This is a genomic window from Paenibacillus agricola (assembly GCF_011440305.1).
GTDB classification, from domain to species: domain Bacteria; phylum Bacillota; class Bacilli; order Paenibacillales; family NBRC-103111; genus Paenibacillus_S; species Paenibacillus_S agricola.
Genome location: NZ_JAAOIW010000001.1, coordinates 433,734 through 448,231, shown reverse-complemented (window position 1 = coordinate 448,231; position 14,498 = coordinate 433,734). Strand labels below are relative to the sequence as shown.

Here is a 14,498-nt window from a genome sequence, read left to right as displayed (position 1 = left end):
CTATGGAGGAATTAGAATGAGTGGACACCATCCATTGCCGGATCGTAAGCTTATGGAAAGCATTCACCAGCAAGTGACTAAAATCGCTAACCATATGGAACGGACACAAATAGCCGACTATGTGAATTTGTTAAATAGTCCGCGCAAGCTCATTCTTTCCAACCTTTTGGCAGGCTTATCCCGTGGGGTCGGCATTGCCATTGGCTTTACCATTTTTGCTACAACGATTCTTTACGCTTTGCAATTAATAGGAGCTTTAAACCTGCCAATCATTGGTGATTATATTGCAGATATTATTAAGCATGTGCAGTATCAGTTGGAAGGCAGGACCTTTTAAATCAGCTAGCCTGCTTTCTCTTTCTAAGTCATCTCGGTATAATCGTTCTCATCGAACTCTGGGTCTAATTCAAGAAAGTTGTCACCTTCATTGCTGTGGATATAATCGTGATAAGCCTGGTTTTTAACGACTTGTACATGGCGGCCATACATATCGGTAGCCAAAAAGCTTTCGAAGGCTTCGACATAACCAACCTGCTCATCCGCTTCAATTTCTATGTTATCATAGGAATTGGAAACGTTAGGGTTCTCCGCCATAGCAGGTGAATTGGAGGTGCCCCAGCTTTCAACGATTTGCCAAGCATCCTCGCCGTCGAATTCAGTTTCTTTCGTTTTCCCGTCGAAGCTGGTTCTGCCGAAGGGAGGGTCTAGGAGCTGCTCCTCTACAGGACGGTCGTTAGAGCTATGGCCTCGGACATGCTCTTTGCAATATAAAGTAGTTGGCACCGCTTGTAGCCTTTCATAGGGAATGGCTACCCCACAGACAGCGCACAAGCCATACTGTCCATTCTCTAGCCGTTCTAAGGCTTTTGTCACTTCCTCAAAGTGGTGTTCGTGGTTTTCATTAAGTGCTATATCTTTGCTGCGCTCAAACAGCTCAGACCCTAAGTCGGCTGGATGGTTGTCATTGGTGGATAATTCACCGGTTTGGTCGCGCAAGGATTCAGAAAGTCCGAAGTGGCCGTTTGCTTCTAGGTGGGCATCTAGCCATTGCTTTTCGTCCAGCAATATGGACTGCAGGCTTTGTATCTGCTGTGGGTTTAATGAAGCTGAATGTGGGTTCAAATTGCTGTCGCCTCCTTCAATCAAGCATGCTATCAAGCATGTGCTGTTATTTTTTGCGAAAACGGGCTTTTTTATAAGGGTCAAATATTTGAAATTCAGCTATACCTGTATTCATGATTGACAAAAGCGGTAAGGAGATGTGAAGTTGAGATACTACGTTTATGCATTCATCGCTTTGCTGTTGGATCAGGTAACCAAGTGGTTTATAGTCAATCGCCTTGTATTAGGTGAAACACGACCGGTCATTGGTGAGTTTTTCGAGATTACCTCCCACCGAAATCGGGGTGCGGCTTTTGGTATTTTGCAGGACCAGCGCTGGTTTTTTATTGTGATTACTCTGCTTGTTGCGGTTGGTATTACGATTTTTTTGCGTAAGTCCTTTAAGGAAGGCAAAAAGCTGCTCCCTGTTGCTTTAAGTTTGCTGTTAGGGGGAGCTTTAGGGAATTTTGTAGATCGGGCATTGTTCGGTGAAGTAGTTGATTTTCTGAAATTCCGTTTTCAATTTAATTGGTTGGGCAGTCCAATAGATTATACTTATCCCATTTTTAATATAGCGGATTCCGCGATTTGTATAGGTGTTGCACTTATATTTATCGATTCGTTTGTAAGCTGGAGAAGAGAAAAGAGAGGCGTGTAAGCAATGGCTGTTTCTGAAGAAGAAGAGCTGGATAACCGTAAAGAGTGGATTGCGGAAGTGCAGGATCGTGGTGAGCGGGTAGATAAGTTTGTAACCGAGGCGTTGGACGAGGATGTATCGCGAAGCCTTGTGCAGCAATGGATTAAAGAAGGGCATCTGCTTGTGAGTGGAGCTGCAGTAAAAGCAAATTATAAGCTGGCTCTTGGCGACCGGATTGTATTGATTACACCTGAGCCCGAAGAGTTGAACATGGCGGCTGAGGATATTCCGCTTGATGTTGTTTATGAAGATGCAGACGTTATTGTGATCAACAAGCCAAGAGGGCTTGTAGTCCATCCGGCACCAGGCCATTATAGCGGCACGTTAGTTAATGCGCTTTTACATCACTGTAAGGACCTGTCTGGAATCAATGGTGTGATGCGTCCCGGTATTGTCCATCGGATTGATAAAGATACATCAGGGCTGCTAATGGCAGCTAAGAATGATACCGCACATCATTCCCTTGCCGCGCAATTAAAGGAGCATACAGTGAACCGCAAATATATCGCGATTGTCCACGGTAATGTTACCCATGGGCAAGGGACGGTTGATGCTCCGATTGGCAGGGATCCGAATGATCGCAAAATGTACAAGGTCACTGAGCACAACAGCAAGCAGGCAATGACCCATTTTGTGGTATTAGAGCGGTTTGGGGATTATACGATGCTGGAGTTGAAGCTGGAGACCGGTAGAACGCATCAAATTCGCGTCCATATGAAGTATATTGGCCATCCACTGGTGGGAGACCCGGCTTATGGAACTTCACGCGGCAAAGGCGCTACTATGGAGGGGCAAGCGCTGCATGCAGCCGTTCTAGGCTTCATCCATCCAAGGACGGGTGAGCATTTGCAGTTTGAGGCGGATATGCCTGCGGATATGCAGCATTTGCTGCATGTCTTGAAAAATCAATAAGAATGGGGAAATGGCCATGGAGCATTTAATCAATCCCAGTGTAAAGGATATTCAAATATCGGGTATCCGAAAAATCGCTAATTTGGTTAGCCAATACCCGGATGCCGTTTCATTAACGATCGGCCAGCCGGATTTTCCAACACCTGGCCATATTCTAGAAGCGGCCAAACGAGCGATTGACGCTGGAAAAACCATTTATACGCCGAATCCCGGCCTGATCGAGCTTCGGCAGGCGGCATCGGCATTTGTGAAAAGTAAATACGGTTTGGAATACTCACCAGAATCAGAAGTGATCGTAACTACGGGAGCTAGCCAAGCCTTGGATATTACGCTCAGGACGATACTTGAGCCTGGCAGTGAGGTGTTAATTCCAGGACCGATTTACCCTGGCTATGAACCGTTGGTTCGCTTATGTGGCGGTGTTCCCAAATATGTCGATACGAGAGCAAGCGGCTTTAAGCTGACTGCCGAGTTATTGGCACCGCATATTACCGATCAAACACGCTGCATTATTCTTTGTTACCCATCGAATCCAACGGGGCGGGTCGTGGATGCACAAGAGCTTGCTGCGATTGCCAGCTTACTTGCGGGCAAACCGATTTTCGTAATTTCAGATGAAATTTATAGTGAGCTGATCTATGACCAACCCCATGTTTCGATAGCTGCAATTGCCGCTATGCGGGATCAAACGATTGTCATTAATGGCTTATCCAAGTCCCATTCCATGACAGGCTGGCGGATTGGGTTTGCTTTTGCCCCAGCGTATATTTCCAAGCATATGGTGAAGGTGCACCAATATAATGTAACGTGTGCGAGCTCGATTAGCCAGTATGCTGCCTTGGAGGCATTAACGAATGGTGTAGACGACGCACTCCCCATGAAAGCTGCTTATATGGAGCGCAGGGATTATGTCTATGGGCGTTTGCTGGAAATGGGCTTTGAGCTGGAGAAGCCGGAAGGCGCATTTTACTTATTCCCTTCCATTGAACGCTTTAAGCTTTCGTCGATGGAATTCACGATGAGACTGCTGGACGAGCAGAAGGTTGCAGTTGTACCTGGGGATGCCTTTTCTAGTTATGGGGAAGGGTATATCCGTATTTCGTATGCTTACGGAATGGAAGTGCTGGAAACAGCGATGGAGCGGTTGGAACGGTTTATTAAAAAGCTGTAGTAGGAAAGTGAAAAAGCTCCTTTGGCCCAGTCGGGTTAGAGGAGCTTTTTGCCGCTTGTCGATCGTCAAAAATATTTGAGTTATTCTTGATCCCCATCAGACATCGCAGTGAAATAGCTACTAATTAAATGAATAGCCAAATCGATCGCTTGCTCGTTGGGCTCGATTTTGGAATGATGCAGCCCGTAAGGTGTTTCTACCCCTAGCCAGAACATAAAGCCGGGAATCTTTTCTAAAAAATATCCGAAATCCTCACCAGTCATCGCTTCGGTACACTCAATTAATTGAACAATCCCTGTTTCGCGAACCCATCCCATAAAATGCTCGGTCGTCTCCGCATCGTTGAAAACCTGCCGGTAGTTAGCGCCATAATCAATATCCACCTTACAGTCATAGGCTGTTTCCATACCCGCTGTAAGTGCTTCAATACGCGACTTAACCAAGGTCATCGTAGAAGCAGAAAGTGTGCGGATGGTACCTTCCAAGCGTGCCTTTTCGGCGATAATATTTTGCTTGGTGCCACCTTCGATTTTACCAATCGTGATGACGGCAGAATCGAGCGGATTGATATTCCGTGAAATAATCGTCTGTAGCTGAGCAACCAGTTGGCACGCAGTGATGACCATGTCATTGGCAAGATGGGGAAAAGCTGCATGGCCGCCTTTGCCAGTGAGATCAATAAATAGCTCCGACGTATTGGCGAACAATATCCCCGGCTTCGTAGCAATAGTCCCAACCGGATATTCCGGCGCGATATGCAACGCAACAATTGTATCGGGCATCCAGTCCTGCAGCTCTTCGGATTCAAGCATAGGCTGCGCACCACCGGGACCTTCCTCGGCAGGCTGGAAAATAAACGTAATATCGTCCCTAATCGGATGCTGAACAAAATGCGTAAGAATGCCGAGGCCTATGGACATATGTACATCATGCCCACAAGCATGCATAAAACCCGGATGTGCAGACTGGAAGGCATAGCTAGTTTCTTCTTTAATGGGTAGCCCGTCCATATCGGCTCTATAACCAAACCGCTTGCGCGGCGCAGTACCTTTTACATTGACCAATATACCGGTCCGCCATGTCCGGGTCTCCAACCGGTCTTGGTTAAGGGTTAGGATATAGTCAAGCAGGAACTGCTGTGTTTTAAATTCAGCATAACCTGGCTCTGGAATTTGGTGCAGCTGCCTGCGGATTTCTACAAAAGGGCTTGGTTCTGTGCGCAAGCTCGTATTTGAATTTGTTATCATGAGTTTTTTTGACCTCCTAAAGTATTCAGGGAAAGTATTCATGGTAAAATTTCCCGGGCAATAGAAATTATCATTTACAGAATGCTGTCTCCATAAATACCAAAAGCAAATAACAAAAGCCCGGCGATAGACGCCGAGCCCTTATCGTCGAACAGCTTACAGTGTGCGAAGATCCATTAAAATTTCGGTTTTTGATTTGGTTTTGGCGTCTACCATTTTAATAACACGTGCAGGTGCACCCGCTACTACGGTGTATTCGGCAACATCCTGTGTAACTACAGCTCCAGCAGCAACAACGGAGCCTTTACCAATACGTACGCCTTCCAGAATAACGGCATTGGCACCAATCAGAACATCATCTTCGATCACAACGGGCTGAGCGGAAGGAGGCTCGATAACGCCTGCGACAACGGAGCCTGCGCCAATATGACACATAGCACCAATAACTGCACGTCCGCCAACAACAACATTCATATCGATCATGGTTCCAGCACCAATCGAAGCACCAATATTAATGGAAGCACCCATCATGATAATGGCATTATCGCCAATCGTGACTTTGTCGCGAATAATGGAGCCGGGCTCAATACGTGCATTAATGCCCTTAAGGTCAAGGGTAGGGATGGCTGAGTTGCGACGGTCATTCTCAACGACATAATCTTCAATAAGGCTTTGGTTTTCGTCCAAAATGCGTTTTACTTCTGTCCACTCACCGAATAGTACACCGCTTTTGCCGGATAAGAAGGATTGAATGTCCGTACCAAAATCGATCGCATCCAAATCACCTTTTACATAAACTTTAACTGGTGTTTTCTTAACGCTGTTTTTAATAAATTGAATAATCTCCAAAGTGTTCATCTCTGTCATGCAGGTTTCCAACTCCCTATATCAAATACCGCGTGGCCAACTAAGGGCACGGGTGAAATCTTTCTTTTTCTTTATAGCACAAAAGCCATGTTCTAGCAATATTTAGACTGACAAAATGCGACATATAAAGCGGGCTTCCTATTGACATTGCCTGTCGAACGTGGGATAATGCTCCTAACTGAAAAGCACCTTTAAACTCAGTCCAGAGAGACTGGCAAGGTGAACGAATGGAATGAACGACTGTTGGGTATAGAAGGGGATCATCTAATGAGCCTTGTCTAATCGCAACCGTTTATCTCCGTATGTCCGCGAACCTTGCCCTCACCAGCAAGGTTTTTTATTTTGTCTATCACTGGAGCAGGAGGTCGAAGACCTTGAGGCAGGAAGCCGAGCGCGAACATGTGCTCATGGACGAAACAGGGATGCGCCGCGCTTTAACGCGGATTGCGCACGAAATTTTGGAGAAAAACAAAGGTTTTGAGAATTGTATGCTCATCGGAGTGCGCACGAGAGGGATCTATTTGGCCAAAAGAATTGCCGAGCACATCCTGGAGATTGAGAATGTACCTGCCCCGATCGGAGAAATCGATGTAACCAAGTACAGGGATGACCGTTCGGGAAGACAAGAATTAGTATCGAATGAAGAACCGCCTGCCGCTATCGATATCCATAAAAAGAAATTGATATTGTTTGATGATGTGTTATACACAGGAAGAACCGTCAGGGCAGCGATGGATGCACTAATGGACTTAGGCCGACCACAGATGATCCAGCTCGCAGTACTGGTTGATCGAGGCCATCGGGAGCTGCCCATCCGACCCGACTATGTAGGCAAGAATATTCCGACATCACGGCTGGAAACGATCGATGTGCTGCTGCATGAGGTAGATGGCATCGACCAAGTCGTAATAACCCAACAAAGGAGGCAGCGGGCATGACAACCCTTCAGCTTGCATCACATAAGCATATGCTTGGAACGTATGGAATGAGCGCCGAGGAAATTACTTCAATATTGGATCGGGCTGCCTACTGGGAGCAATCTCCGGCAAAGCTGTCGAACCACTTACAAGGTCGATTCGTGGCCAACATGTTTTTTGAGAATAGTACGCGAACGCGATTTTCCTTTGAGGTAGCTGAAAAAAGACTTGGCGCCGAAGTGTTAAACTTCACGGCTGGTGTGTCCAGTGTACAAAAAGGTGAATCGATTTATGATACGGTGAAAACCTTGGAGTCGATGGGAGTAGAAGCGGGAGTGATCCGGCTGAAGCCAAATGGTGTGCTTGCGGAGCTGGCTGATAAGATTAAGATCCCACTTATTAATGCCGGTGATGGCAATAACGAGCACCCCACCCAGGCATTGCTTGACCTTTACACGATGCGTAAGCATTTCGGCGAGCTTCGCGGCCTGAACGTATCGATCATCGGAGATATCCTGCATAGCCGGGTCGCCCGCTCGAACCTCTGGGCGCTGCAAGCAGTTGGCGCGAAGGTGAGCTTTTGCGCACCAGCGGCGATGCAAGCTCCGGAGCTTGCAGCCCATGCTCCTTACATAAGCATGGATGAAGCGATTCGTAGCGATGTTGTGATGATGCTGAGGGTGCAGCTAGAACGACATGCCGAAGCCGATGGCATGCTCCAAACTACGGAGGAGTATCGCGAAGCCTTTGGCTTAACGATGCAACGCGAGGCCACAATGGCATCACATGCGATCATCATGCACCCGGCACCCGTGAATCGCAATGTAGAAATTGATGACGAGCTTGTGGAATGCGCAAGGTCGAAAATTTTTGAGCAAATGGGAAATGGTGTGCCGATTAGAATGGCTGTTATTGAAAGAGCGCTGGCTTAAATTGTTGGTCACGCGGCGGAGTTATTCGCCCCACTTCACTTATAAAAAATGTAGGGAGGCCATTATGGGAATTTGGATATTGAACGCACAAACGGTAGCTTCAGGTAACGAGGTCACCAAGCAGCATATTTACGTAGAAGGTCAAACGATTCAACAGATTATAGAAGCTAGTGACACGCTGCCGGATACGACGGGGCATGAGGTGATTGACGCGGCCGGCAAGCTGGTGACAGCGGGCTTGATCGACATGCACGTCCATTTGCGCGAGCCTGGCTTTGAATATAAAGAAACGATTGCTAGCGGCACCCGTTCCGCGGCGCGTGGAGGCTTTACGACGATTGCCTGCATGCCTAACACACGACCGGTAATCGATACGGTAGAAACCGTTCAATATGTATTGAATAAAGCAGCAACTGAAGGTGTTGTCCGTGTGCTGCCTTATGCTTGTATTACGAAAAACGAGCTAGGCCGCGAGCTGACGGACTTCGATGCGTTAAAGGCGGCAGGCGCCATCGGCTTTACCGATGATGGGGTTGGCGTGCAAAACGCGCAAATGATGAAGGACGCGATGGCGAAGGCAGCGTCGATCGGCTTGCCGATTATCGCACATTGTGAGGATGATACACTAACAGTTGGCGCTTGGGCGAGCGAGGGAGCTTTTTCCCGCAAGCATGGCTTGAAGGGAATCCCGAATGAATCCGAAGCGATTCATGTTGGTCGTGATGTGCTTCTTTCCGAGGCAACTGGGGCGCATTACCATGTATGCCATGTTAGTACCGAGCAATCGGTTCGGCTGATCCGCCACGCGAAGCAGTTTGGCATTAAGGTGACCGCTGAGGTTTGTCCACATCATCTGCTGCTTTCTGATGAGGATATCCCAGGCTTGGATGATGCGAATTGGAAAATGAACCCGCCATTACGCACACCAAGAGATGTACAAGCTTGTATTGAAGGTGTTCAGGACGGCACACTTGATATTATCGTGACTGACCATGCCCCGCATAGCGATGAAGAGAAGGCGAAGGGTGTTAACCTGGCTCCATTCGGAATCGTTGGCTTTGAAACGGCATTTCCGCTTTTATATACGAAATTCGTGGCAACAGGCAAGTGGACTCTGCAATTTTTAGTGGACAAAATGACCTCACTGCCCGCACAAGTTTTCGGTCTTGAGCAAGGTTGGTTGGAAGTTGGCAAAGTGGCAGATATTACGATTATTGATTTACAGAAGGAGCAGGCCGTTGACCCGGCTGATTTTGCCTCCAAGGGACATAATACGCCATTCATAGGCTGGAAGCTTCAAGGCTGGCCAACATTAACAATGGTTGGCGGCAAGGTTGTCTGGATCGAAACGAAGGAATAAATCTACCGATTCAATCACATAACGATCATCATTCGAAAGACATAAATAAGGAGTTGAATTCGATGCAGGCAAGATTATTGTTAGAAGACGGTACGTTATTTACCGGTAAAAGCTTTGGAAGCGAGGGTGACTCGTTGGGTGAAGTCGTTTTTAATACGGGAATGACAGGCTATCAGGAGGTTCTGTCCGACCCCTCCTACTGTGGACAGATTGTAACCATGACTTACCCATTAATCGGTAACTACGGGATGGCTCGTGATGATTTTGAATCGATCCGCCCTTTTATTCACGGCTTTGTCGTGCGTGAGCATGAGGCAGTACCAAGCAACTGGAGAGCGGAGTATTCACTGGACAGCCTGCTGAAAGAATACGGCATTATCGGTATTAGCGAAATTGATACACGGATGCTGACTCGCCGGATTCGTCATCATGGCGTAATGAAGGCAATGCTTACGACCTCGAATCGTTCGGTTGCTGAGCTGATGGAGCAATTGACAGGCAGCTCTTTAATGAATGACCAGGTTTCCAGAGTATCCACCAAAAGCGTCTTTAACATTCCAGGTCCTAAAGAACGTGTAGTGCTGGTTGATTTTGGCTCCAAGGCCGGGATTTTACGCGACCTGGTTAAAAGAGACTGTGATGTTGTAGTTGTATCTCATAATGCGACGGCTGAGCAAATTCGCCGTTTGGGTCCGGATGGCATTCTGCTTTCCAATGGTCCTGGGGATCCAAAGGATGTTCCAGAAGCCGTAGCGGTTATTGCTGAATTGCTTGGCGAATTCCCGATCTTCGGTATTTGCCTAGGGCACCAGCTGTTTGCCCTTGCGTGTGGAGCGGATACAGATAAATTGAAATTTGGACACCGTGGTGGTAACCATCCGGTTAAGGATTTGAAAAGCAATCGCTGCTACATTACTTCGCAAAACCATGGTTATACCGTTAAGGATGAATCGATTGCGAACACGGAGCTTGAAGTGACGCATATTAACAATAATGATGGAACGATTGAAGGCTTGAAGCATAAGAAGCATGCTGCTTTTTCAGTGCAATACCATCCCGAGGCTTCTCCGGGTCCTTTTGACTCCAGCTATTTGTTCGATGATTTCATTACATTAATGCGCCAATTTAAAGAGGATCGCCCGCAGCTTCCTAGACAAGCACAAATTTCCGCAGCAGCTAAGCTGGGATTACAAGCAGCCGGTGCCTCAGGACCTGCAGTAAAAGGAGAACTAGACTATGCCAAAAAATAATAAGCTAAAAAAAATATTAGTAATTGGATCAGGCCCTATCGTTATTGGGCAGGCTGCTGAGTTTGACTATGCCGGTACGCAGGCTTGCCAAGCCTTGAAGGAAGAAGGCATTGAGGTTGTCTTGATCAACAGCAATCCGGCGACGATTATGACAGATACGAATATGGCGGACAAAGTCTATATTGAGCCGATCACATTAGAGTTCGTTACACAAATTATTCGCCAGGAACGCCCAGATGGCTTGCTTCCGACGCTGGGAGGCCAAACCGGCCTTAATATGGCTGTAGCATTAGCCCGCGCGGGCGTGTTGGAGCGTGAAAATGTAAAGCTTCTCGGCACCCAGCTAACGGCGATTGAAAAAGCGGAGGATCGCGACCTGTTTCGTGACCTGATGAGAGAACTAGAGCAGCCAGTACCGGATAGTGTTATTGTGACGACGATCGAGGAAGCTGTTGATTTTGCCAATGAAATTGGATTTCCGTTAATCGTCCGTCCTGCCTATACGCTTGGAGGCACAGGCGGCGGGATTTGTATCGATATGGAAGAGCTGCTGGAAACCGTAGCATCCGGTATTCGTTATAGCCCGATCGGCCAATGCTTAGTAGAGAAAAGTATTGCCGGCATGAAGGAAGTCGAATACGAGGTTATGCGTGATGCCAACGATAACTGTATCGTTGTTTGCAACATGGAAAACTTCGATCCGGTTGGCGTACATACGGGCGACAGCATCGTCGTAGCTCCGAGCCAAACCTTATCTGACCGTGAGTACCAGATGCTCCGCTCGGCGTCACTCAAAATTATCCGCGCTTTGAACATTGAAGGTGGATGTAACGTACAATTTGCGCTGGATCCTTACAGCTACCAGTATTACGTTATAGAAGTTAATCCACGTGTAAGCCGTTCATCGGCTTTGGCTTCCAAAGCTACTGGTTATCCAATAGCCAAAATGGCAGCTAAAATCGCAATGGGTTATACGTTGGACGAAATTATCAATCCAGTAACAGGTCAAACCTATGCATGCTTTGAGCCAGCCTTGGATTACATCGTATCGAAAATCCCACGTTGGCCGTTCGATAAATTCACTTCAGCGAACCGCAAGCTGGGAACGCAAATGAAAGCAACGGGCGAGGTTATGGCCATCGGCCGCTCATTCGAGGAGTCTATCCATAAAGCTATTCGTTCGTTGGAAATTGGCGTTCACCGCCTGTTCTTGAAGGAAACCGACCTGATCGATAAAGAAACGCTGGAGATGCGTTTGATGAAGCCCGATGATGAGCGGATGTTCTTAATCGCCGAAGCTTTCCGCCGCGGCTACACGTTGCAACAGATCCAGGATCTGACCAAAATTGATTGGTGGTTCCTTAATAAGCTGGAAGGCATGATCCTGTTCGAACAGCAATTGGTGGAGCCAGAGCTAAGTGATGAGCTGCTTCGTCAAGCCAAGCGCAAAGGTTTTACAGACCGTGCTATTGGCGAAATTCGCAGCGCGGCTGGCAAAGGCTTAAAGTTCACGGACGAAAATGAAATTCGCGCGTACCGCAAGAGCATTAACCTGATTCCAGTATACAAAATGGTGGATACTTGCGCCGCAGAATTCGAAGCAACAACACCTTATTACTACTCAACCTATGAAACCGAAGATGAAGTTAGGGAAGCGACGAAGCAAAAGGTTGTTGTATTAGGCTCCGGTCCTATCCGTATCGGACAAGGTATCGAGTTTGATTATTCAACGGTGCACGCGGTTTGGGCTATCCAAGCGGCAGGTTATGAAGCGGTTATTATTAATAACAATCCGGAAACCGTATCAACAGATTTTAATACATCAGATCGTTTGTACTTCGAGCCGTTATTTTTCGAAGATGTTATGAACGTCATTGAGCGCGAGCAGCCTATCGGCGTTATCGTTCAATTCGGCGGACAAACCGCGATTAACTTGGCAGCTCCATTGTCTAAAGCAGGCGTACGTATTCTGGGTACGGATCTGGCTAATATTGATGCAGCTGAGGATCGTAAAAAATTCGAAGCGTTGCTTCGTGGCTTGGATATTGCCCAGCCTCCTGGCGGTACTGTAACCTCAGTTGACCAAGCCGTAGGTATGGCAGCGATCCACGGCTATCCGGTATTAGTTCGTCCTTCATATGTATTAGGCGGCCGTGCGATGGAAATTGTATACACGGATGAAGAATTGCTGAGCTATATGGAATATGCAGTCAAAATCAACCCGGAGCATCCGGTATTGATCGACCGTTATATGTTAGGCAAGGAGGTAGAGGTTGACGCGATCTGCGATAAAGAAACAGTTGTGATTCCAGGGATTATGGAGCATGTAGAAAGAGCCGGCGTCCATTCCGGTGACTCGATTGCTGTGTACCCACCACAATCCGTATCTGCTGAGATCAAGCAGCAAATTATCGACATCACGGTTAAAATTGCAAGAGGGCTGCAAATTGTTGGTTTGTTAAATATCCAATTCGTCATTTATAAGGACCAGCCTTACGTCATTGAGGTAAATCCACGTTCCTCTAGAACGGTACCGTTCCTTAGCAAAGTAACTCGTATCCCTATGGCTAATGTGGCAACACGGGTCATTTTGGGCGAAAAGCTAGTGGACATGGGCTATGAAACTGGATTATGGCCTGAGGATGATTTTGTTTCTGTCAAAGTGCCGGTATTCTCCTTCGCGAAGCTGCGCCGTGTGGATACTACGCTTGGACCTGAGATGAAATCAACAGGCGAGGTTATGGGACGCGATCAAAATTTTGCCAAGGCTTTATATAAAGGCCTGATCGGTTCAGGAATGAAAATTCCACCAACAGGCTCGATCATCGCTACTGTAGCGGATAAAGATAAAGATGAAGCGATTGAGATTTTAACAGGCTTTTACAAGCTCGGTTATAAAATCGTCGCAACGGGCGGTACGGCCAGAGCTTTGGAAGAAGCCGGCTTGATCGTTACGACGGTGAACAAGCTGAGCGAGGGCTCGCCGAACATTCTTGACCTGATCCGCAATGGAGAAGCACACTTCGTCGTAAATACATTAACTAAGGGCAAAACACCAGAGCGTGACGGCTTCCGAATTCGCCGTGAATCGGTAGAGAATGGCATTGTATGTATGACATCCTTGGATACCGTTCGTGCGTTATGGCATATGTTGGAATCGATCAATTTCCAATCTACACCAATGCCTGCTAACCATATATAAACAGCTTAATCTATTAGCACAGCAGCCCATTTCAATGAGGGAAGCTGTGCTAATTGTATGATACTAATTGGAGGCGATTAAACAATGGCTGTACAAACCAAGGTAGCTGAGCGAATTATGGTGGCTCTCGATTATGCAGATGGAGCCCAAGCCAATGAATTAGTGAAAGCACTAAAAGGCATCCCCTGCTACTTGAAGGTAGGCATGCAGCTGTTTTATAGTGCTGGACCGCGATTTGTGCTGGACTTAAAGGAACAGGGCTATAAAGTATTTCTCGACCTGAAGCTGCACGACATCCCTAACACAGTGAAAGGCGGCTCTGAGAGTATTACCAGGCTTGGTGTAGATATGTTCAATGTGCATGCGGCAGGCGGCAAACAGATGCTTGAGGCTGCGTTAGAGGGTGTAGATAAAGCACTTAGCAGTGCTAGCGGCAGTGCAAAGCCGATGGTCATCGGAGTTACACAGCTGACAAGCACCAGCCAAGCGGTAATGAACGAGCAAATTGGCATTCTCGGCTCCGTAGAAGCTGCAGTGCTCCGTTATGCCGGGTTAGCGCAAGCGGCAGGGCTGGATGGCGTAGTCGCCTCGCCCTTAGAGGTAGTTCAAATTAAGCAGGCCTACGGTGCTGGCTTTGTGACGGTCACTCCTGGTATTCGCCCTGCTGGTGCAGCCATTGGCGACCAATCACGGGTGTTGACACCTGCTGAGGCCTTTGCCCAGGGCACGGATTTTGTTGTGATCGGGCGGCCGATTACCGCTTCAACAGATCCGCGTGCTGCTTTAGAGAGCATTATCGCCTCGGTTATAGGCGCAAATAATTAATACCAACCATAAAAATT

General features: G+C 47.4%; 13 protein-coding genes. 10 read left to right on the top strand and 3 right to left on the bottom strand.

Translation table 11 applies throughout. The features are described from left to right. Positions 1-16 precede the first annotated feature (16 nt). Entirely contained in the window at positions 17-337 is a 321-nt protein-coding gene (locus G9U52_RS02175; protein WP_166145470.1) for a DUF5665 domain-containing protein, read from the top strand. Between the two features lie 23 nt (positions 338-360). On the opposite strand, the gene G9U52_RS02170 is transcribed toward G9U52_RS02175, so the two are convergent. Beyond that, positions 361-1,122 carry a TraR/DksA C4-type zinc finger protein gene (locus tag G9U52_RS02170; protein ID WP_166145467.1) on the bottom strand — a complete coding sequence of 254 codons (762 nt, stop codon included), beginning with the start codon at positions 1,120-1,122 and terminating at the stop codon, positions 361-363. Between the two features lie 145 nt (positions 1,123-1,267). Between G9U52_RS02170 and lspA the strand changes: the two genes are divergently transcribed. From lspA to G9U52_RS02155, 3 genes are read left to right on the top strand one after another with little or no spacing between them, the layout of a single operon-like run. Beyond that, positions 1,268-1,759 (top strand): signal peptidase II, encoded by a 492-nt coding sequence (gene lspA, locus G9U52_RS02165; RefSeq protein ID WP_166145464.1) that lies wholly within the window; start codon positions 1,268-1,270, stop codon positions 1,757-1,759. A gap of 3 nt (positions 1,760-1,762) precedes the next feature. After that, a complete protein-coding gene (locus G9U52_RS02160; protein ID WP_166145461.1) occupies positions 1,763-2,710 on the top strand; it encodes an RluA family pseudouridine synthase in 948 nt (315 codons plus the stop codon). Between the two features lie 16 nt (positions 2,711-2,726). Continuing rightward, a complete protein-coding gene (locus tag G9U52_RS02155; protein WP_166145458.1) occupies positions 2,727-3,881 on the top strand; it encodes an aminotransferase A in 1,155 nt (384 codons plus the stop codon). Between the two features lie 80 nt (positions 3,882-3,961). Here the strand turns inward: G9U52_RS02155 and G9U52_RS02150 are convergent, their stop codons facing one another. Both G9U52_RS02150 and dapD read right to left on the bottom strand, forming a co-directional pair. Further along, entirely contained in the window at positions 3,962-5,128 is a 1,167-nt protein-coding gene (locus tag G9U52_RS02150) for an N-acetyldiaminopimelate deacetylase (RefSeq protein ID WP_166145455.1), read from the bottom strand. 156 nt (positions 5,129-5,284) lie between these two features. Continuing rightward, complete coding sequence (gene dapD, locus G9U52_RS02145; RefSeq protein ID WP_166145452.1) at positions 5,285-5,995, bottom strand: 2,3,4,5-tetrahydropyridine-2,6-dicarboxylate N-acetyltransferase; 711 nt, start codon at positions 5,993-5,995, stop codon at positions 5,285-5,287. A 407-nt stretch (positions 5,996-6,402) separates the two neighbouring features. On the opposite strand from dapD, the gene pyrR reads away from it, so the two are divergent. The 6 genes from pyrR (at position 6,403) to pyrF (ending at position 14,481) form a co-directional block, all read left to right on the top strand. After that, positions 6,403-6,933 (top strand): bifunctional pyr operon transcriptional regulator/uracil phosphoribosyltransferase PyrR, encoded by a 531-nt coding sequence (gene pyrR / locus G9U52_RS02140; RefSeq protein WP_166146639.1) that lies wholly within the window; start codon positions 6,403-6,405, stop codon positions 6,931-6,933. Beyond that, positions 6,930-7,844 (top strand): aspartate carbamoyltransferase catalytic subunit, encoded by a 915-nt coding sequence (locus tag G9U52_RS02135; RefSeq protein ID WP_166145449.1) that lies wholly within the window; start codon positions 6,930-6,932, stop codon positions 7,842-7,844. Before pyrR ends, G9U52_RS02135 begins: the two co-directional genes overlap by 4 nt. 64 nt (positions 7,845-7,908) lie before the next feature. Then, positions 7,909-9,204 carry a dihydroorotase gene (gene pyrC / locus G9U52_RS02130; protein WP_166145446.1) on the top strand — a complete coding sequence of 432 codons (1,296 nt, stop codon included), beginning with the start codon at positions 7,909-7,911 and terminating at the stop codon, positions 9,202-9,204. Positions 9,205-9,266: 62 nt separating this feature from the next. After that, positions 9,267-10,454 (top strand): carbamoyl phosphate synthase small subunit, encoded by a 1,188-nt coding sequence (locus tag G9U52_RS02125; protein ID WP_166145443.1) that lies wholly within the window; start codon positions 9,267-9,269, stop codon positions 10,452-10,454. Beyond that, on the top strand, positions 10,441-13,656 hold the full coding sequence (carB, locus tag G9U52_RS02120; protein ID WP_166145440.1) for a carbamoyl-phosphate synthase large subunit: 3,216 nt from the start codon (positions 10,441-10,443) through the stop codon (positions 13,654-13,656). Before G9U52_RS02125 ends, carB begins: the two co-directional genes overlap by 14 nt. Before the next feature lie 84 nt (positions 13,657-13,740). Next, the gene (gene pyrF / locus G9U52_RS02115) at positions 13,741-14,481 is read left to right on the top strand and encodes an orotidine-5'-phosphate decarboxylase (RefSeq protein ID WP_166145437.1); all 741 of its coding nucleotides are present in this window, start codon (positions 13,741-13,743) and stop codon (positions 14,479-14,481) included. Positions 14,482-14,498 lie beyond the last annotated feature (17 nt).

Excerpts from the sequence above, each read along its gene's own strand:
- G9U52_RS02175 (WP_166145470.1), top strand. The coding sequence starts at position 17 with ATGAGTGGACACCATCCATTGCCGGATCGTAAGCTTATGGAAAGCATT.
- G9U52_RS02160 (WP_166145461.1), top strand. The coding sequence starts at position 1,763 with ATGGCTGTTTCTGAAGAAGAAGAGCTGGATAACCGTAAAGAGTGGATT.
- G9U52_RS02155 (WP_166145458.1), top strand. The coding sequence starts at position 2,727 with ATGGAGCATTTAATCAATCCCAGTGTAAAGGATATTCAAATATCGGGT.
- G9U52_RS02150 (WP_166145455.1), bottom strand. The coding sequence starts at position 5,128 with ATGATAACAAATTCAAATACGAGCTTGCGCACAGAACCAAGCCCTTTT.
- dapD (WP_166145452.1), bottom strand. The coding sequence starts at position 5,995 with ATGACAGAGATGAACACTTTGGAGATTATTCAATTTATTAAAAACAGC.
- pyrR (WP_166146639.1), top strand. The coding sequence starts at position 6,403 with ATGGACGAAACAGGGATGCGCCGCGCTTTAACGCGGATTGCGCACGAA.
- G9U52_RS02135 (WP_166145449.1), top strand. The coding sequence starts at position 6,930 with ATGACAACCCTTCAGCTTGCATCACATAAGCATATGCTTGGAACGTAT.
- pyrC (WP_166145446.1), top strand. The coding sequence starts at position 7,909 with ATGGGAATTTGGATATTGAACGCACAAACGGTAGCTTCAGGTAACGAG.
- G9U52_RS02125 (WP_166145443.1), top strand. The coding sequence starts at position 9,267 with ATGCAGGCAAGATTATTGTTAGAAGACGGTACGTTATTTACCGGTAAA.
- carB (WP_166145440.1), top strand. The coding sequence starts at position 10,441 with ATGCCAAAAAATAATAAGCTAAAAAAAATATTAGTAATTGGATCAGGC.
- pyrF (WP_166145437.1), top strand. The coding sequence starts at position 13,741 with ATGGCTGTACAAACCAAGGTAGCTGAGCGAATTATGGTGGCTCTCGAT.